Raw genomic sequence first — 18,527 nt, forward strand, 5'->3', positions numbered from 1 at the left:
CATGGAAGTACTCGACATCGTCCGGCAATCTCACGAAAGGTCCCGCGGTTACGGGCTCTCGGAAACGATGCGTCCCGATTACAGCGTGCTCGGTGAACCCGACCTGCTGCTCAAGCGCGAACAGAACCGCACGCTGTGCACACACGCGCTGCCGGTCATCGAAACGCTTTACGGGCAAATTGCGAATACGCACAGCATGGTCGTGCTGACCGATTCGCAGGGGCTGATTCTCCATTCCCTCGGCGACGACGATTTCCTTGCGCGCGCGGATCGCGTTGCATTGCGGGCCGGCGCATTGTGGAGCGAACAGCAGCAGGGCACCAACGCAGTGGGCACCACCATCGCCTCCGGCGACGCCACCATGATCCTGGGCGACCAGCATTACCTGCGCGCCAATCAGTTCCTCGCCTGTTCCAGCGTGCCGATACTCGACCCCTTCGGCGAGTTGCTCGGCGTACTCGATGTCTCCGGCGATTGCCGCGGTCACAGCCGTCACACCATGGCGCTCGCCAAGATGTCGGCGCAGATGATCGAAAACCACTTGTTCACCAGTGCATTCCCCGAAGCCATGCGCGTCCATTTTCACGGGCGTCCCGAGTTTATCGGCACGTTGATGGAGGGCATTGCCGCCTTTCGCGCCGATGGACGTTTTCTCTCAGCGAATCGCAGCGCGCAGTTTCAATTCGGTTTGCCGCTCGCATCGCTGAAGGCGCATAGCCTGTCGTCGTTGCTCAACGTGTCGTGTGGCGAGTTGATCGATCTGATGCGCACCGGCGTGTCGGCACCGGGCGATCGGCTGCTGTCGTTGCGCCTGCCAAGCGGCGTGAATGTGTTTGCAAGCGTGGACTTCAGGCGATCCACGTCAGTGGCATTCACAACCGACGCCACTGACATCACCGATGTCGCCGCTCGCAAACGCACACCCGAGCCTCAGGCGAAGCTCTCCGGCCTGCGCTACCTGATGACCGGCGACCCGCAGGTCGCCGCGCTGGTCGAGCGCGTGCGCAAGGTTATCGGCAAGAACATTCCGATCCTGATCGGCGGCGAAACAGGGACGGGGAAAGAGGTTCTCGCGAGCGCGGTGCATCGCGATTCGCCGCAATGCGACGGACCGTTCGTCGCGGTGGATTGTGCGTCCATCCCCGATACGCTGATCGAGTCGGAATTGTTCGGCTACGAGGAGGGCGCGTTCACGGGCGCATCGAAACGCGGCGCGTGCGGCAAGATCCTGCAAGCCGACGGCGGCACGCTGTTCCTCGATGAAATCGGCGACATGCCGCTCGCGTTGCAAAGCCGTTTGCTGCGCGTACTGCAGGAACGCACGGTGACACCGCTGGGCAGTTCGCGCTCGGTGCCGGTCGACTTCGCATTGATTTGCGCGACCAATCGAAATTTGCGCGAGCGCGTGAACAGCGGCGAGTTTCGTGAGGACCTGTATTACCGGATCAACGGCTTGCTGGTGACGTTGCCGCCGCTGCGACTGCGCACGGATCTCGCGGTGACAGTCGAAAAGATCCTTCGGGCAGAACGTCCGGGCGGCCCCGTCACCAGGGTTTCACCGGAGGTGCTTGAAGCATTCACGCAGCATGCGTGGCCGGGCAATTTCCGTCAGTTGGCGAACGTGCTCAGGACCGCCTGCGCAATGCTCGATGACGACGAAACCACTATCCTTCGCGACCATCTCCCGGAAGATTTCTTCGAGCGGGAAGGCGCGGCGTCGCAGGCGCATTCTAAAGAGAGCGGCCGTCTGGATGACCTGGCGCTTTCCGCTGTCTTTGCTGCGCTCGATACCCATGGCGGCAACGTCTCGGCGGCCGCGCGCATGCTGGGCATTTCGCGCAATACGCTGTACCGGAAGATGGCGGCTCTCGGGGAATTGCGCAGACGTTGAATCATGACGATTGAGACAAACGTCTCATTCTCGATGATGGTGCACTGCGGTGTGATCTCGCGGAACACGCATGTTAAAACGTCATCATGCGTTGATGTTCCAGTGAACGTTCGAGCACAGCCGAAGCCGCCGGAGATCCTTCATGCCGTATGTATCGCCGACCAGACATATCGACCGCGTGCGCAGCGTGATCGAAGGGCGCGTGCTCAATGCCGGCACGGACGCCGATTCGCTCAGGCTGGCGTCGTCGTATAGAAGGTCTCTGGAGCAATATCATCTCGATCCCGGCGCGACCGTCGGGCCGCGCATCCTGACCGTACCCGAATTGCGCGATGTTCAGCAGCGCGAGGAAACCGTATTGCGTGCATCGGGGCAATGTCTGTCGCGTCTGCACGAGACCGTTCGCGAAGCCGACTATTGCGTGATGCTGACCGATGCGCAAGGCGTGACCATCGATTACCGGGTCGATCGCGACCGGCGTCACGAGTTCAAGCGCGCAGGGTTGTATCTCGGCTCATGCTGGTCCGAACGCGAAGAAGGCACGTGCGGCGTTGCATCGGTGCTGCTGGATGCCGAAGCGATCACCGTCCACAAGACCGATCACTTTCGCGCGGCGTTCACCACTCTTACGTGCAGCGCGTCGCCTATCTTTGGCGTGCAGGGCGAATTGATCGGCGTGCTGGATGCCTCGGCCGTGCGTTCGCCGGAAGAGCGCGAGAGCCAGCGGCTCGTGAACCATATCGTGCGCCAAAGCGCGTTGCTGATCGAAGACGGTTTTTTCCTCAACGCAACCACGCAATGCTGGGTGTTGCTCGCGCATCGAAACCGCCATTACGTCGAGGCGCAGCCGGAAATTCTTATTGCGTTCGATGCACGCGGTTTCGCAATCGCCGCTAACCGGCGCGCGAAGGAGTGCGTGCCGGGACTGAATCAAATGCCGTGTCACGTCTCTGAACTCTTCGATATCCGCGCAGAACGTCTGCTCGATGCAAGACCGGGACGCGACCTCATTTCATGCAGATTGATCGGCTCCGGCGCGCCCTTGCATGCGCGCGTGAGGCCACCTGTTGCGCGCGCAGCGAGAAACGCGCCGAAGCTGCAGACCAAGGAAGCGCCGCAGCCTTCGTTGTCGGAGGATGAAGCGGTCGAGTGCACCCGCATCATTGCTGCGATGACCGACGCCAAGTGGCGCCCGGTTCTCGCGGCGCAAACTCTAGGCATTTCACGGGCGACGCTTTACCGACGTATCGCGAAGCTGGGAATTCTGGCGCCTCACCGGCGTTAGCGTAAGCAGCATCTTTTCCAGCGGGCAAAGAACCCGCGTGACTTAACCGATGTTTAGTGATCCGTATCTCATGGAGGAGCGACCATGCCTGAAAGCAATCCGAACCAGACCATCTCCCAGTTGCTGGAGTCGTTCGAAGCCGCATTGAGAAGCGGCGATTCCACAGCCGCCGCCGCGCTGTTCCAGCCTGAGGGCTACTGGCGCGATCTCGTTGCGTTCACCTGGAACATCAAGACAATGGAGGGCCGCGAACAGATCGCAGCGATGCTCGATTCGCAACTGAATGCGGTCAAGCCCTCGAAGCTCCGGATTGCGGAAAACGAAACGGCGACCGAATCCGATGGCGTGACGCAATCTTGGATCACGTTCGAGACGGGCGTCGCGCGGGGAACGGGCTTCATCCGCGTGAAGGACGGACTGATCTGGACGCTGCTCACCACGATGACCGAACTCAAGGGTCATGAGGAACCCAAGGGCCAGAGGCGCCCGATGGGCGCCGAGCACGGCGCGCGCATCGACCGCACGAGCTGGACCGAAAAACGCGCGGCGGAACAAGAGACGCTGGGTTACGAGAAGCAGCCGTATTGCCTGATCGTGGGCGGCGGGCAGGGCGGCATTGCGCTCGGCGCGCGGATGCGGCAGCTTGGTGTGCCGACCATCATTGTGGACAAGAACGAGAAACCCGGTGACGCATGGCGTGCCCGCTACAAATCACTGTGCCTGCATGATCCTGTCTGGTACGACCACATGCCGTACCTGCCGTTTCCCGACAACTGGCCGGTGTTTTCGCCGAAGGACAAAGTCGGCGACTGGTTGGAGATGTACACGAAGGTGATGGAGCTGAACTACTGGGGCTCGACGATGTGCAAGTCCGCGCGTTACGACGAGGCCGCAGGCGAGTGGATCGTGGAAGTCGAACGCAACGGCGAGGCGGTGACGCTGCGGCCAAAACAACTCGTGCTTGCCACAGGCATGTCTGGCAAGGCGAACGTGCCCAAATTCAAGGGCATGGACGTGTTCAAGGGCGAGCAGCATCATTCGTCGCAACATCCCGGGCCTGATGCGTACACGGGGAAGAAGGTGGTTGTGATCGGCGCGAACAATTCTTCGCACGATATCTGCGCGGCGTTGTGGGAAGCCGGCGTTGACGTGACCATGGTGCAGCGTTCGTCCACGCATATAGTGAAGTCCGCTTCGCTGATGGATCTCGCGCTTGGCGATCTCTACTCCGAGCGTGCGGTGGCATCCGGCATGACGACGATGAAAGCCGACCTGACCTTTGCATCGATCCCGTACAAGATCCTGCATGAGTTCCAGATCCCGGTCTACGACGCCATCAAGAAGCGCGATGCCGAATTCTACGACCGCCTGGAAAAGCGCGGTTTCATGCTCGATTTCGGCGACGACGAGTCGGGGCTCTTCATGAAGTATCTGCGGCGCGGATCGGGTTATTACATTGATGTGGGTGCGTCGGACCTGGTCGCGGACGGCAAGATCAAGCTGAAGAGCGGCGTTGATGTGGTCGAGTTGAAAGAGCATTCGGTCGTGCTGAGCGACGGCAGCGAGCTCGAGGCGGATCTCATTGTCTACGCAACCGGCTATGGCTCGATGAACGGCTGGGCCGCGGACCTGATCTCGCGCGAAGTGGCGGACAAGGTCGGCAAGGTATGGGGATTGGGATCGAACACGACCAAGGACCCCGGACCGTGGGAAGGCGAGCAGCGCAACATGTGGAAGCCCACGCAGCAGCATGCGCTGTGGTTCCATGGCGGCAACCTGCATCAGTCGCGGCATTACTCGCAATATTTATCGCTGCAATTGAAGGCGCGGATGGAAGGCATTGAAACGCCGGTCTACGGCTTGCAGGAAGTGCATCACTTGTCTTGATGAAGGTAAGCGCGCGATGCCGGAGGATTCGCAGTGCGCGCTTCAACCGTTCAAACCGCTTGCCGATACATCACGAAGCCGGGTTTGTCCGCAATCTTGTCGTAGAGCTTCATTGCCGTGAAGTTGGTCTCGTGCGTATGCCAATACACGCGCTCGGAGCCTGCGCTTTTCGCGCTCGCATAGACACCGTTGATCAGCTTGCGGCCCACGCCATGTCCCCGCGCATCTTCTGCCGTGAACAAATCTTGCAGATAACAAATGGAACCGAGCAGGGTCGTGCTGCGGTGATAGATGAAATGCACGAGGCCGATCAGCTTGTCGTCGCGTTCGGCGACCAACGCGTGAACGGGTTCGTCGGCATCGAAAAATCGCGCCCATGTCGCGTCCGTGATGTCCTGCGGCAACGCGGTTTCCCGGGCTCGGCCATAGAACGCGTTGTAGCCGTCCCATAGCGGTTTCCATGCGGTGTAATCGGCTTGCTCTATTGGTCGTATGCAGACTGTGTCGGTCATTTAGCGCTCTGCGGCGTTGAAAGGCGTTCGATTTGGGCGCCATCGGCATCGAAATTCTTTGGGTCGAGCCAGCGTTCGTAGCGAGTCTTCAACGCCGGCCATTCCGGGTCGATGATCGAAAACCACGCGGTGTCGCGGCTGCGTCCCTTGTAGGTTGTCGCTTGCCGGAAGATGCCTTCGAACGTGAAGCCGAAGCGCTTGGCCGCAGCGCGCGATGGTTCGTTCAGAGAGTCGCACTTCCATTCGAAGCGCCGATAGCCCAGATCGTCGAAGACATGACGCATCAGCAGGAAAATCGCTTCGGTTGCAATGCGCGTCTTCTTCAGCAACGGCGAGAACGCAATGAATCCGACCTCGATCACACCATTCACCGCGTCGATGCGCATCAGCGCGAGCGTACCGAGCGCCTTGCCGCTGGCGGCATCAATCACCGTAAAGTGCAGCGGGTCCGAACTGGATGCGAGTTTTTCCAGATGCTCCTGATAAGCCTCGAGCGTGCTGAATGGCCCTGTTGCGAGATACGTCCAGTCGCGGCCATCGGCAGCCGAGTCGTAAGCCTCGGCCAGATCGTTCAGATGCGCGGCCGGATCGACGGGAACCAGACGGCAATAGCGTCCTTCGAGCGTGACGCGTGACGGCGGCTTTGCGCCTTTCCAGTTCGCGAGCGGTGCGCCAATGGGCTGTGCGAATTCATTTTGGAACGTGCTCAATCGATTCTCCGTCCAGGTAAATGGTTTTGCGATGCGGGTTCGTGTGGTTCCAGCTTCTGGTATAAGAATAAAATGCCGATGGCGCCAATGATAGACCCAATAACTCCGATTTATTTAGAGCCACACATTTCTGACGATCCACCATTTCATGGACCTCGCTTTACTTTTTTCGTCGTTCTCACACCGACTGAATGGCCGGAAGATCACGCAGCAGCGTTTGCTTTACGAAGCGTTGCGCGATGCCATTCTAGATGGCCTGCTTCCCGCAAGCACGCGCTTGCCGGCCACGCGGGTGCTTGCGAACGAACTTCGCATTGCGCGCAACTCGGCCATGTTCGCCTACGAGCAACTCGCCGAAGAAGGTTTCCTGCACGTCACCCGGCGAGGTTCGGTCGTGGCCTCCGTCAGGGCTCAGACGCAATTGAACCCCGCGGCGAAGAAACCTCAGCCGGCGCAACTTTCGCGACGTATCGATGGATTGAGGCGCGAGCCGCAGACAAGCCCTATTGCGGTATCGTTTCGTCCGGGCTTGCCGGCCCTCGATGAATTCCCGATGACGCAATGGCGCGCGGCCATCGCCCGCGCATGGCGAAAGCTCGAAGCAACAGACCTGGGTTATGCGAACAGCGCCGGCGCACCCGAGCTCCGGCAGGCGCTGGTCGATTACCTCAAGGTTTCGCGGGGCGTGCGCTGTGATATCGATCAGGTTTTCATCACCGATGGCACGCAGACGAGCCTCGATCTTTGCGCGCGCATCCTGGCGGATGCCGGCGAGCGCGTGTGGGTCGAGGATCCTGGGTACGCCGGTGCGCGTGCGGCGTTCAAGGGGGCGAACTTGTCGCTCGTATCCATACCTGTCGATGCCGATGGCATCGCGCCCACGCCTTTACACTGGGCGCAGTCACCGCCCAAACTGATCTACGTGACTCCGTCGCATCAATATCCGCTTGGAAGCGTGCTCAGCATTGAACGTCGCATGAAGATCATCGAGGACGCTCGCGCCCACGGAGCGTGGGTGATCGAGGACGACTACGACAGCGAGTTCCGTCACACCGGCTCACCGTTCGCGGCCATGCAGGGACTCGCCGGCGATACCCTGTGATCTACCTCGGCACGTTCAGCAAGACGATGTTTCCCGCGCTGCGAATCGGCTTCATGGTCGTGCCGCCCGGACTATCCCGCGAGTTCGAACGCACGCTCGGTGAAATATCACGGCAAGGCCGCGCCGCCGATCAACTCGCGCTTGCGGACTTCATGCGAAGCGGCGCGTACACGCGGCATTTGCGGCGCATGCGTGGACTGTATTCGCGCAGGCGCGTTGCGCTGCAGGTCGCGCTCGAACAGCACTTCGGGGATTTGCTTACAGTATCGGGCGGAGCAGGCGGCATGCACCTGACGGCTCGACTGAACTCGCCCTTGCGCGATGTGGACGTCTGTCGCGCAGCACGATCCGAAGGGTTATGGGCGGTCCCGGTCAGCGAATTCTGTGTTGCCGATACAAACATCGCAGCGTACAACGGTCTCGTGCTGGGATACGCAAGCGTGCCGCCGACCGAGGCCTATGCCGCCGTCGAAAAACTCGCACGGATCGTAAGATCGATGCTGCCTTGACGTTTATCAGCGCGTTTATCAGCGCGTTCATCACCGCGTTTATTACCGACCATCCATGTCCGAACCGCTGATTCCCGCAACCGTTGCATTCCGCCCGAACGGCTCGCCTTATTCGCCGCTTTATGGCGACATTTATCATAGCGTCGTGGGCAGCGTTGCGCAGGCGCAATACGTTTTCTTGCAAGGCAACGGCCTTCCCGAACGATGGCAGGGCTGCCCCGATTTCACCGTGCTGGAAACCGGCTTCGGCATGGGCATCAATTTCCTGTCGACGTGGGCTGCATGGCGCGCGGATCCACTGCGTGGCGGCCGTCTGCACTTCGTATCCGTGGAAAAGCATCCGTTCTCCGCCAGTGACCTCCGTCTCACGCACCCAGCCACCATAGACGATGCACCCGTCGCAGCGCTCGCACAAACGCTTGCCGACGCATGGCCGGACTTGACGCCCGGCACGCACACGCTCGCCTTCGATAACGACATCACCCTGACACTGATATTCGACGACGCGGTCACTGTCTTGCCTACGCTGCAATTTCGCGCCGATGCGTTTTATCTCGATGGTTTTGCGCCCGCCAAAAACCCGGAGCTATGGACGCCATCGGTGTTCGAGTCGCTCGGGGCGCTAGCGAACGAAGGCGCAACGTTCTCGACCTACACGAGCGCCGGCGATGTCAAACGCGCGCTGTTGCATGCCGGTTTCCAATACAAAAAAATACCGGGCTTCGGCTGGAAACGCGCGATGCTGGCTGGGAAATATTTACCGCTTTAATCGTTGCTTAAGAACCATATATTGCCGATTTTCCGGCTATTGCTCTGAATGAAATTTACCTGAAAGGCGCATCGCTTTCCATCGCCGACAGCGCGTTGCAGAAAATGTATGATCTGCGCCAGCAGGCGCGGCGGCCTGGTTCCGGAAGGCGCCGCGCATCCATTACACCGGCAGAACCGCGCCCCCGATGCGCTCAATTCAATAACAGGGATATCGCAATGCCCGATCGTATTGCTGTCGATCAGAACAGCTTTCGCCGCATCATCCGACGCAACATCGCCTTGCCGCTTGGCGCGGGAATCGCCACTGCGGCCGTGTTCGTGGGCCTGCTGTTCTATCTGCTCTCGGCCATGAACTGGCTCGAACATTCGGAGCGGGTGATCGGTGATGGCAACGACCTGATCAAGCTTGCGGTCGATCGTGAATCCGGCCAGCGCGGTTTCCTGCTCACGGGCGACGACAGCTTTCTTGCCCCTTACCAGCTTGGCAAGGCGAGCTTCAACGCAAAGCTCTCGACGCTCATGGACCTGGTCAGCGATAACCCGCCGCAGGTCGAACGCCTGAAGCGCATCGAAGCGTTGCAAACGCAATGGGAACGCTTTGCCGAACAGACCATCGCCATGCGGCGGGCAAATCAGGACGTCGTCGGGATCTTGCGCACCGGGCGCGGCAAGCTTGAATTCGACGAGACCCGCCGCGAGTTCAAGGACTTCATGGACGTGGAGCTGAATCTGCGCTGGGAGCGCGCCGCGACCGCGAAGCAGGTCACGATCACGGCTGTCGCCATCTTCCTTGCGATCAGTTTGTCCTTGAGCGCGATGCTTGCCATCTTCGGGCGTCGCGAGTTGATGAAGCTGTCCGAGACCTACGATAACGCGCTGCAGGCACAGGCCGAACACAACGAGGTCCTGCATCAGCAGGCGTGGCTGCGAACCGGGCAGAGCCAGCTCGCAGAGAGTCTGGTCGGCCAGCAGACATTGCCGCGCCTCGGCCGCGCGATGCTCGAGTTCCTTTCGCAGTATCTTGGCGTGGTGGTCGCAGCGCTTTACGTGCGCGATGAAAGCGGCAAGCTGCGCCGCGTTGCCGCGTATGGCTTCAGCCGCGAGAACGAGGCGCGCGAACAATCCTTCGAGAACGCCGAGACACTTGTCGGGCAAGTGGCCGAGAGCCGCCGGCTGATGGAACTCGACGATATCCCCGACAACTATCTCAAGGTCACGTCGGGACTTGGAACCAGCCCGCCTAAAAGCGTGGTGATGACGCCCATCGACAACGACGGCGCCGTGAACGGTGTGATCGAACTCGGCTTCATGCAGACACCGTCGAAGCGCGATGTCGAGTTGCTCAAGCTGATATCGGCGAACGTAGGCGCTTCGGTGGAAGCGGCGTTGTATCGTGAACGTCTGCAGGATGTGCTCGCCGAAACGCAGCAACTTAACGAAGAGTTGCAGGTCCAGCAAGAAGAATTACGCTCCGCAAACGAAGAACTGGAAGAGCAGACCGCCGCACTCGAAGAGTCGCAATCCAACCTGAACAATCAGAAGGCCGAACTCGAAACCATCAATGAGCAGCTCACGTTCCAGGCGCTGACGCTCGATGAGAAAAACGAAGCGCTCAACAAGGCGCAGACCGAACTCGAGGCGCGCGCTGAAGACTTGCAGCGGGCGAGCCGCTACAAGTCCGAATTCCTCGCGAACATGTCGCACGAGTTGCGCACGCCGCTGAACAGTTCGCTGATCCTCGCAAAGCTGCTGTCCGAAAACCACAATGGCAATCTCAGCGACGAACAGGTCAAGTTCGCAAACACGATCTATTCGGCAGGCAACGACCTGCTCAACCTCATCAACGATATTCTCGATATCTCCAAGGTCGAGGCGGGCAAGCTCGAACTCGCGCCGGAAGAAGTATCGCTCGCGCGCCTGACGGAATCGTTGCAGCGGACCTTCGAACCGCTCGCGGGTCAGAAGCGGTTGACGTTCACGGTCGGTAATGAATCCGGCACGCCGTCTTCAATCTTCACCGACTCGCGGCGGCTCGAACAGATCCTGAAGAACCTGATATCGAATGCGCTGAAGTTCACCGATACCGGCGCCATCTCACTGACGTTGGGCCGCACGGGCGACGATCGTGTGCGCTTCGCGGTGAAGGATTCGGGTATCGGCATTGCGCCGGAAAACCAGGAGACGATCTTCGAAGCCTTCCGTCAGGCGGACGGCACCACGAGCCGTCGATACGGGGGCACCGGACTCGGCCTTTCCATCTCGCGCGATCTCGCGAAACTGCTGGGCGGCACTATCCACGTGACGAGCGCGCTGGGCGCGGGCAGCACCTTCGAACTCATTTTGCCGGCGCGCTGGACGGATATCAGTGAAGTGGCGGAGAGCGCACCTGTCGTGGCGCCGCCGCGTGCGGTCCCCGTACCCGTCGTCCGTGTCGAGGCGCCGCTCGTGGAGACTGCGACCGTCGCCGTCGCCGCGTATGACGACGACCGGCACGAAGCCAATCCGGGAAAACGCTCGGTGCTGGTGATCGAAGACGACCTGGCATTCGCGAGCATCCTGTACAACCTCGCGCACGAAATGCGTTATCGCTGTCTGGTGGCGCAAACCGCGGCCGAAGCCATGCAACTCGTCGCGCAGCATCTGCCCGACGCAATCCTGCTCGATATCGGCTTGCCCGATCGTTCGGGGCTCATGGTCCTGCAACAACTTAAGGACGGGCCGCAGACCCGTCATATCCCCGTGCACGTGGTCTCCGCCAACGACAGCGGCGAGGCGGCGCTGCATCTTGGCGCTATTGGCTATGCAGTCAAGCCGACCACGCGCGACCAGCTCAAGGACATCTTCCGCAAGCTGGAAGACAAGTTCACGCAGAAGGTCAAGCGCGTATTGCTGGTCGAAGACGATGCCCGCCAGCGCGAAAGTATCGTGCAGCTTATCGGCGATGATGACATCGACATCACCGCCGTCGAGTTCGGTGAGGAAGCGCTCGCGCTGCTGCGCACGACGATTTTCGATTGCATGATCATCGACCTGAAACTGCCGGACATGCAAGGAGGCGAGCTGCTCCAGCGCATGTCGGGCGAGAACATGTATTCGTTCCCGCCGGTGATCGTCTATACCGGACGTAACCTGACGCACGCGGAAGAAGCCGATCTGCTCAAGTACTCGCGCTCGATCATCATCAAGGGCGCGCGTTCGCCCGAGCGCTTGCTGGATGAAGTCACGTTGTTCCTGCACAAGGTGGAGACCGATCTGTCCACCGAGCGGCAAACCATGCTGAAAACCGTGCGCGGCCGTGATCGCGTGTTCGAGGGCCGCCGCATTCTTCTCGTCGATGACGACATCCGCAACATCTTTTCGCTGAGCAGCGCGCTCGAACACAAGGGCATGACGGTCGATATCGCGCGCAACGGTTTTGAAGCCATCGACAAGCTCAACGAGGTGACGGATATCGACCTGGTGCTGATGGACGTGATGATGCCCGCAATGGACGGGCTCGAAGCCACGCGCCGCATTCGTACCGATGCCCGCTTCAAGACCCTGCCGATCATCGCGATTACAGCGAAGGCGATGAAAGACGATCAGGAACAGGCGCGCGCGGCCGGGATGACGGATTATCTGGCGAAGCCAATCGATCTGGACCGGCTCTATTCCCTGTTGCGTGTCTGGTTGCCGGGGCTGGAAAGAATCCGGGCTTGACGGGTCTTGAAGGAACTCTGCAGGGCCCCTGACCGTTCTTTCAATCGAACTCCTGGTATTGCGGTAATGAATCAGTGATCGTGTACCACGGCGCTTTCGATCCAACAAAAATATGCGCCGTGGGACGGATGGAGGGGCTATCCATCAGCGTGCCCATCGTCACATGAGCGAACGCGCCTTCACGCACGACGGAGTACATGAGCGAGCCGCAATGCCTGCAATGGACGTCGTGCGCGGCGCGTGGATCGCCGTGGATCAGCAGCGCGTTTTCACCTTGCACAAGCGTGAGCTTGTGCCGTTCGATGCCCGCAAACGGCTTGAAAGCCGAGCCTGTTGCGCGCCGGCAATTCGAGCAATGGCAATTCAACGCATAGACGAATTCGTCCTTCACCGCGTAGCGGACCGCGCCGCACAGGCACTTTCCGGCAAGCAAGGCACGGGCGTGAACCTCGTTCGATGAATTCATGATCGGTGGATGAAAGAGCCTCGTATGCCGCAAGTTTAGGCGTGGCGCGCGTGTCTGCGCTATCCCGTCGAGCGAATATCCTCAGCAGGGTTCATACTTACGGCTGGCCGCCTTGCTGCGACCGTTTCACGCGTCGCGGCGGCAACGACCCCGCGCCGTCTCCACGTTCCCCATTACAACAACTTCATGCCCCGCAACCAGCAGACGTCGCGTCCGTTAGTCATTGCATCGGTGATGGCATCAATGGCAATGGTCGCCATTGAAGCCACCATTGTTTCCACCGCCATGCCGCAGATCGTCGCGCAACTCGGCGACCTGCATTTGTACAGTTGGGTCTTCTCGTCGTTCCTCCTGACGCAGACCGCAATGACTGTCATCTTCGGCAAGCTCGCGGACCTTTACGGCCGCAAGCCGATTGCGCTCATCGGCATTGCGATTTTCCTGATCGGGTCGGTGCTCGCCGGCTTCGCGTGGTCCATGCCCGCCATGATCGTGTTCCGCCTGATCCAGGGCGTAGGCGCAGGCGCGATCCAGCCGGTCACGCTGACCATCGTCGCGGATCTTTATCCGGCGCGCGAACGCGGCAAGGTGCAGGGGTATCTCGCCAGCGTCTGGGCTATTTCAGCGGTGGTCGGACCCATGGTCGGCGGGTTGATCATCCACGACTTCTCGTGGGCGTGGATCTTCTGGATGAACGTACCGATCGGACTTTTATCGGCGGCGGGTTTCATCATGTTCCTGCGCGAATCGGAACGGCATGCAAAACCGTCCATCGACTTCGCGGGCGCGGGGCTGTTCATGGTCACCATTGCTTCGTTGATGATGGCGCTGACCTACGCAGGTGACGACGATATCGCCAAGGCATCCATGGCCGGCGGCGCGTTCGTGGTGTGCCTGTTGTTCTTCCTGATGCAGGAAAAACGCGCGGCCGAACCGATGATTTCATTCGCGCTCTGGAGCCGCCGCCCGATTGCCGCGTGCAATGGCTCGACGGTACTGTCCGGCATGATCCTGATGGGATCGACGACGTTCCTGCCCATGTACGTGCAGGGCGTGTTGCACCGTTCGCCGGTGATTGCAGGCCTCGCGCTCACCATGATGATGGTCGGCTGGCCCGCCGGCGCGACCTTTGCCGCGAAGTCGCTGCATCGCTTTGGCTTGCGGCCCATCCTGGTCGGAGGCAGCGCATTCATTCCGATCGGCGCCGTGTTCCTGCTGACATTGTCGCCGGGAAGTTCGCCGTTGATTGCCGCGTTCGGGTCGTTGATCATGGGCTTCGGCATGGGGACGTCCAGCGTCAGTTCGCTCATGCTGATCCAGGAGATCGTGGACGTCGCGCAGCGCGGCAGCGCGACGGCATCGAACCTGTTCTCGCGCAATCTGGGAAGCACGCTCGGGGCGACCTTGTTCGGCGCGGTCCTGAACTTCGGGTTGAGCCATTCAAAGGACGTGGCCGCGGTGACATCGGATCAATTGAAAGCGTTGCTGCAGAACCAGGCGGGGAGCATGGGCAGCGGGGACGCGATACGTCAGGTGCTGCACGACTCGCTGCACCTGACGTTCGTCTCGATCTTCGTGATTGCACTATTCGCGGTGGGATTCTTGTTGTTCGTGCCGAAGGTCGACATTGGCGGCGAGCGGAAGATGCCGGTGGAAGCGCTCGCGCCGTTGGAGGACTGAAGCCTCATTGCGTCTTTCGGTTGACCACGTCGAGCGGCAGCTCGACATGGATGCGAAAGCCGTCGGACGGCGCGCTTTCAAAAGCAATCCGTCCTTGCAATTCATGCACGCGTTCCTGCATGCCGAGAAGTCCGAAGCTGTCCTTGCTGCGGTTCCGGTCGATCGTCGTGCCCTTGCCGTTATCCTCAATATCGAGCTGCAGGTGATCATGCGTGAGGCGCATTTCGATGCGAACCCACGTGGCTTGCGCATGACGCGTGACGTTGTTCAGCGCTTCCTGCACAAGGCGGAAAACGGCTGTCGCCGCCGTCGCTGATAAATCCAGCGGACCCGCCAGATTGTTCACCGAGATGACCAGTTGATAGCGGCCGCGAAACTCGCCTGCAAGCCATTCGATCGCGGCTTCGAGTCCCAGGTCATCGAGCATGGACGGCCGTAACCCGCCGGCTAGGCGCCGCGTGGACGCAATGATGGAATCGATCTTGTCCTGCACGAGATGCGTGCGCGATTTTGATAGGCGCGAGTCGTCAGTGCCATGCGATAAAACCCGATCCAGCATCGCAACATCCATTTTCAGTGCGATCAGTTGCTGGCCGAGGTCGTCATGCAGTTCACGCGCGATCCGTGCCCGTTCCTCCTCCCGGGCGCTCTGCACATGCGCGGACAATGCGCGGGTGTGCTGCAAATCGATCAGCCGGAGACGGTCGGTCATGTCGCGCGTGACTTTCGCGAAGCCTTGAAGCGCGCCATCGGGCGCGCGTATTGCCGTGATCGTGACGTTTGCCCAGAATTGCGACCCGTCCTGGCGCACGCGCCAGCCTTCGTCTTCTATGCGGTCCTCGGCCTCCGCAAGCGCCAGTTCGGTCTCGGGCTTGCGGATCGCGATGTCCTCGGGCGTATAGAACACGGAGAAGTGCTGCCCCACGATCTCGCCGGCCGTATAACCCTTGATACTTTGCGCGCCGCGATTCCAGCTCACCACATGCCCGAGCCGATCGAGCATGAAGATCGCATAGTCCTGGACCGCATCGACGAGCATGCGAAAGTGAACGTCGCTTATTTCAAACGGGAACGCATTGCTTGATGAGGCGTCGTTTGCCCGTCGCGAGGAAGATGGATCGTCTGGTTGGTCGACCGGCACGTGATTCTCCCGCTCGGATTGCTCGCAAAACCGTCATCACTCCCGCGCGCCGCTGGCCGCGGGAGATCAGACGGTCACTTCTTCAGGCCATCCATCAACTGAACGGTCTCGTAGTTCTGGACGAGTTTTTCCAGGCCGCGCACCACATCGGCTTCCATTTCAAGCAGCGCCTTGTCACCCTGGAATCTCGCGCGAACGGCCGGATGAAAGCGCGTATTGATGAAGTCGCTGATTTCCTCGATATGCTCGAGGGTCCCCGAATCCGGATAAAGAACCGTTTTTGGGGACGCGGCATCGTAGAAAAGATTGTGCTTCCACTTGGGCACGAAGTTCTCGGGCTTCGTATCTGTCACCAGGAACGAGCCGATCAACTGGAGCTTGCCCTTCATTGTCTTTGGGGTCAGAAACGTCCAGACCTTGCGGGGGAGACGTTCCTTCATCCCCTCCAGCTTGTCGCCGTTTGAACCCAATGTCCCGATGCGCCCTTCCTTGATGTCCGACGCATAATCTTTCCAGTAATAGAAAATATCCAAAGCTTGTGACCCGTTGTTCCTGTAGTTGCTGGTATGCACCAGTCGCAGCCGAGACTCTGCCTACGCCCGGCTGGGCATGACTGGGGCGCTTATTTGTCGTTCAAAAATCGATCACGATGGCTTTCGAGCGTCGCTCGTATTTCCCGATCATATCGCGCCGGACGAACATTCTCGAAACAGCGCTTCGTGGACGGGGTATTGCCCGATTTTAATTTCATACGTCAAAGAGCTGGCGTGCGGCAAATCCTATGCTGAATCGGTCGGAATGCCCGCTGCATGAATCGACGCTAGAATCAGGTTTCGAATCACGTGCAGCCATCGGAATATGCCAGATAGCGTCGCCTACCATCGTAGCAACTTGACTCCCGGTCTTGTGCTTGGCGAGGCGCGTTTTTCGGATTTTCGCTTCGAGCGTCATTATCATCTGGATTACCACGTGGGCATGGTGACCGAGGGAGTCCAGCGGCAGCGGCATCGTGGCAATACGGAATTTCTCGCGCCCGGACGGATCTCGCTCATGCCGCCGGGCGAGATACACGATGGCGATCGGTATGGCGACGGCGCATATGTGCTCAAGACTTTTCGTTTATCGCCCGAGCTTCTTGGCGCCGTGGCCGAAGAAATCTCGGGCTCGAATGCCGAACCGACCCCTGCCGGCGCGCTCCTCGAAAACGCCGGACTGGCGGCGCGTCTGATCAACCTGCACAGCACGATGCAGGCAAGTGCCATAGCGTCGCCGCTGGCGTTGCAATCGGAATGGTTGACGTTGTTCGACCGCTTGTTCACGCAATCGCGCGTGGTCGCGCCGCAGTCGGTCAAGGGTAGGTTGCGCGCCGAGGACTGGCATCGCGTGAAAGATTATTGCCACGCGCATCTGGCGCACAAGATCACGCTGGATGAACTCGCTGCGCTTTGTGGGTTAGAGCGATTTCATTTCCTCAAGCTGTTCAGGCAGACCGTTGGCATGACGCCGCACGCGTGGCTCGTGCGGTTGCGGCTTGAACAGGCCGCATCTATTTTGCATTCAACGTCGCGAAGCATTGCCGATGTCGCGCAGGACGTCGGTTTCTACGATCAGAGCCATTTCAACCGCGCGTTCCGGCGTGCATTCGGCGTGGCGCCATCGCGCTATTGATACGCTTCATGCGGTTTTAACCGGCAAGCCGCGCGACGTTGGCGATCAGGTTATCGACGTCTTCAGTGGTCGTCGCGAACGACGTCACGAAGCGCACCACGCCCGGTTCCCATCGGTCGTGGTAGAACACGAACCCCGCTGCCAGAAGCCCTTCAATGACCGCTGCCGGCAAGCGGCAGAAGAGAATGTTCGCTTGCGGCGCGCCGAAGATCTCCACGCCCTCCAGGTCCTTGATGCCGTCCTGAAGGCGCCGGGCGGTGTCGTTTGCCTGGCGTGCGTTGCGCAGCCATAGATCATCGGTCAGATACGCGTCCATCTGTGCTGAAAGAAAGCGCATCTTGGAGAACAGATGGCCGGCGCGCTTGCGCCGGTAACCCATCTCGGCGGCCAGTTTTTTATCGAACAAAACGATGGCTTCAGCGCATGGAACACCATTTTTTGTTGCGCCAAAAGACAGCGCGTCGACGCCTGCTTTCCATGTCATTTCAGCGGGCGTGCAATCGAGCGAGACGAGTGCATTCGCAAAGCGCGAACCGTCCATGTGCAGGCCGATCGAGGATGCGCGGCAGAGGTCGCCCAGTTCGCGGATTTCATCGAGGCTGTAGATGCTGCCCACTTCCGTAGCTTGCGTGATGCTGACGCACGAAGGCTGCGTCACGTGGACGTCGCCGACCTTGACGTTCGCGGCCTTGCGCAGGTTCACGGGGTCGATCTTCGCGGACGGCCCGTCGACAGAAATCAACTTCGCGCCGTTCGTATAAAACTCGGGCGCGCCGCATTCGTCATTGTTGACGTGACTTGACGGGTGGCAAAAGACGCTGCCCCAGGGCGGCGTCATGGCCGCGAGGCACAACGCGTTTGCCGTCGTTCCAGTAGGCACGAGGAACACATCCACGTCGCGCTCGAACAGTTCGGCAAGCTTGCGTTCGACGCGCGCCGTGAGCGCATCGCCGCCGTAAGGCGCTGACTGGCCCGTGTTGCAGTCCACCATGGCTTCGAGGACTTCCGGCGAAGCTCCGGCGATGTTGTCGCTCGAGAAGCCGAGGGCGGGTTCTTTGTGTGTCGATACAGCTTGCTGATTCACGAGTCGGTCCTTTCTGCGGCGGCAAGGGGTGCGCTTCAAACTCGTGAGCTTAGTGAAAACCTGATCTGTACGCTTGTATAAAATTGATCGGCGTGACCGCCGTAAATCAGTGCGGCTTTTTA

The 18,527-nt window shown here is 60.0% G+C and carries 12 protein-coding genes and 2 pseudogenes; 8 read left to right on the forward strand and 6 right to left on the reverse strand.

Annotated elements, in window-relative coordinates; translation table 11 throughout:
- Nucleotide 1 precedes the first annotated feature (1 nt).
- The 3 genes from AX768_RS17945 to AX768_RS17955 all read left to right on the forward strand — a co-directional run bounded on the left by AX768_RS17945 (nt 2) and on the right by AX768_RS17955 (nt 5,063).
- Complete coding sequence (locus AX768_RS17945) at nt 2–1,891, forward strand: sigma-54-dependent Fis family transcriptional regulator (protein ID WP_155524308.1); 1,890 nt, start codon at nt 2–4, stop codon at nt 1,889–1,891.
- Nucleotides 1,892–2,033: 142 nt separating this feature from the next.
- Nucleotides 2,034–3,176, forward strand: coding sequence for a GAF domain-containing protein (locus AX768_RS17950; RefSeq protein WP_062001467.1), 1,143 nt, complete (start codon nt 2,034–2,036; stop codon nt 3,174–3,176).
- Between the two features lie 84 nt (nt 3,177–3,260).
- Entirely contained in the window at nt 3,261–5,063 is a 1,803-nt protein-coding gene (locus AX768_RS17955) for an NAD(P)/FAD-dependent oxidoreductase (protein ID WP_062001468.1), read from the forward strand.
- A 50-nt stretch (nt 5,064–5,113) separates the two neighbouring features.
- On the opposite strand, the gene AX768_RS17960 is transcribed toward AX768_RS17955, so the two are convergent.
- Entirely contained in the window at nt 5,114–5,575 is a 462-nt protein-coding gene (locus AX768_RS17960) for a GNAT family N-acetyltransferase (RefSeq protein WP_062001469.1), read from the reverse strand.
- Nucleotides 5,572–6,285, reverse strand: coding sequence for a GNAT family N-acetyltransferase (locus AX768_RS17965; RefSeq protein ID WP_062001470.1), 714 nt, complete (start codon nt 6,283–6,285; stop codon nt 5,572–5,574). Before AX768_RS17965 ends, AX768_RS17960 begins: the two co-directional genes overlap by 4 nt.
- Before the next feature lie 148 nt (nt 6,286–6,433).
- On the opposite strand from AX768_RS17965, the pseudogene pdxR reads away from it, so the two are divergent.
- The 3 genes and pseudogenes from pdxR (at nt 6,434) to AX768_RS17980 (ending at nt 12,366) form a co-directional block, all read left to right on the forward strand.
- A pseudogene (gene pdxR / locus AX768_RS17970) lies at nt 6,434–7,896 on the forward strand (MocR-like pyridoxine biosynthesis transcription factor PdxR).
- Between the two features lie 55 nt (nt 7,897–7,951).
- Nucleotides 7,952–8,659: pseudogene (gene mnmD, locus AX768_RS17975) on the forward strand (tRNA (5-methylaminomethyl-2-thiouridine)(34)-methyltransferase MnmD); the annotation flags it as partial.
- A 224-nt stretch (nt 8,660–8,883) separates the two neighbouring features.
- On the forward strand, nt 8,884–12,366 hold the full coding sequence (locus AX768_RS17980; RefSeq protein ID WP_062001472.1) for a response regulator: 3,483 nt from the start codon (nt 8,884–8,886) through the stop codon (nt 12,364–12,366).
- A gap of 40 nt (nt 12,367–12,406) precedes the next feature.
- Here AX768_RS17980 and AX768_RS17985 read toward each other — a convergent pair whose 3' ends face one another.
- Nucleotides 12,407–12,832 (reverse strand): GFA family protein, encoded by a 426-nt coding sequence (locus tag AX768_RS17985; RefSeq protein WP_062001473.1) that lies wholly within the window; start codon nt 12,830–12,832, stop codon nt 12,407–12,409.
- 186 nt (nt 12,833–13,018) lie between these two features.
- Here AX768_RS17985 and AX768_RS17990 point away from each other — a divergent pair, with 186 nt between their 5' ends.
- Nucleotides 13,019–14,512 carry an MDR family MFS transporter gene (locus tag AX768_RS17990; protein ID WP_062001474.1) on the forward strand — a complete coding sequence of 498 codons (1,494 nt, stop codon included), beginning with the start codon at nt 13,019–13,021 and terminating at the stop codon, nt 14,510–14,512.
- Between the two features lie 4 nt (nt 14,513–14,516).
- Here the strand turns inward: AX768_RS17990 and AX768_RS17995 are convergent, their stop codons facing one another.
- Nucleotides 14,517–15,551: a PAS domain-containing sensor histidine kinase gene (locus tag AX768_RS17995; protein WP_082778917.1), complete on the reverse strand. Its 1,035-nt coding sequence runs from the start codon at nt 15,549–15,551 to the stop codon at nt 14,517–14,519.
- Between the two features lie 176 nt (nt 15,552–15,727).
- A complete protein-coding gene (locus AX768_RS18000; protein ID WP_231941511.1) occupies nt 15,728–16,225 on the reverse strand; it encodes a hypothetical protein in 498 nt (165 codons plus the stop codon).
- A 286-nt stretch (nt 16,226–16,511) separates the two neighbouring features.
- Here AX768_RS18000 and AX768_RS18005 point away from each other — a divergent pair, with 286 nt between their 5' ends.
- The gene (locus AX768_RS18005) at nt 16,512–17,321 is read left to right on the forward strand and encodes a helix-turn-helix transcriptional regulator (protein WP_062001477.1); all 810 of its coding nucleotides are present in this window, start codon (nt 16,512–16,514) and stop codon (nt 17,319–17,321) included.
- Nucleotides 17,322–17,337: 16 nt separating this feature from the next.
- On the opposite strand, the gene AX768_RS18010 is transcribed toward AX768_RS18005, so the two are convergent.
- Nucleotides 17,338–18,405, reverse strand: a complete 1,068-nt coding sequence (locus AX768_RS18010) for a threonine aldolase family protein (protein WP_062001478.1) — start codon at nt 18,403–18,405, stop codon at nt 17,338–17,340.
- Between the last annotated feature and the right edge of the window lie 122 nt (nt 18,406–18,527).

It is taken from the genome of Burkholderia sp. PAMC 28687, assembly GCF_001577465.1.
Taxonomy (GTDB): Bacteria; Pseudomonadota; Gammaproteobacteria; order Burkholderiales; family Burkholderiaceae; genus Caballeronia.

Coding starts and splice junctions, on each gene's coding strand:
- AX768_RS17945 (WP_155524308.1), top strand. CDS start 2: ATGGAAGTACTCGACATCGTCCGGCAATCTCACGAAAGGTCCCGCGGT.
- AX768_RS17950 (WP_062001467.1), top strand. CDS start 2,034: ATGCCGTATGTATCGCCGACCAGACATATCGACCGCGTGCGCAGCGTG.
- AX768_RS17955 (WP_062001468.1), top strand. CDS start 3,261: ATGCCTGAAAGCAATCCGAACCAGACCATCTCCCAGTTGCTGGAGTCG.
- AX768_RS17960 (WP_062001469.1), bottom strand. CDS start 5,575: ATGACCGACACAGTCTGCATACGACCAATAGAGCAAGCCGATTACACC.
- AX768_RS17980 (WP_062001472.1), top strand. CDS start 8,884: ATGCCCGATCGTATTGCTGTCGATCAGAACAGCTTTCGCCGCATCATC.
- AX768_RS17985 (WP_062001473.1), bottom strand. CDS start 12,832: ATGAATTCATCGAACGAGGTTCACGCCCGTGCCTTGCTTGCCGGAAAG.
- AX768_RS17990 (WP_062001474.1), top strand. CDS start 13,019: ATGCCCCGCAACCAGCAGACGTCGCGTCCGTTAGTCATTGCATCGGTG.
- AX768_RS17995 (WP_082778917.1), bottom strand. CDS start 15,551: ATGCTCGTCGATGCGGTCCAGGACTATGCGATCTTCATGCTCGATCGG.
- AX768_RS18005 (WP_062001477.1), top strand. CDS start 16,512: ATGCCAGATAGCGTCGCCTACCATCGTAGCAACTTGACTCCCGGTCTT.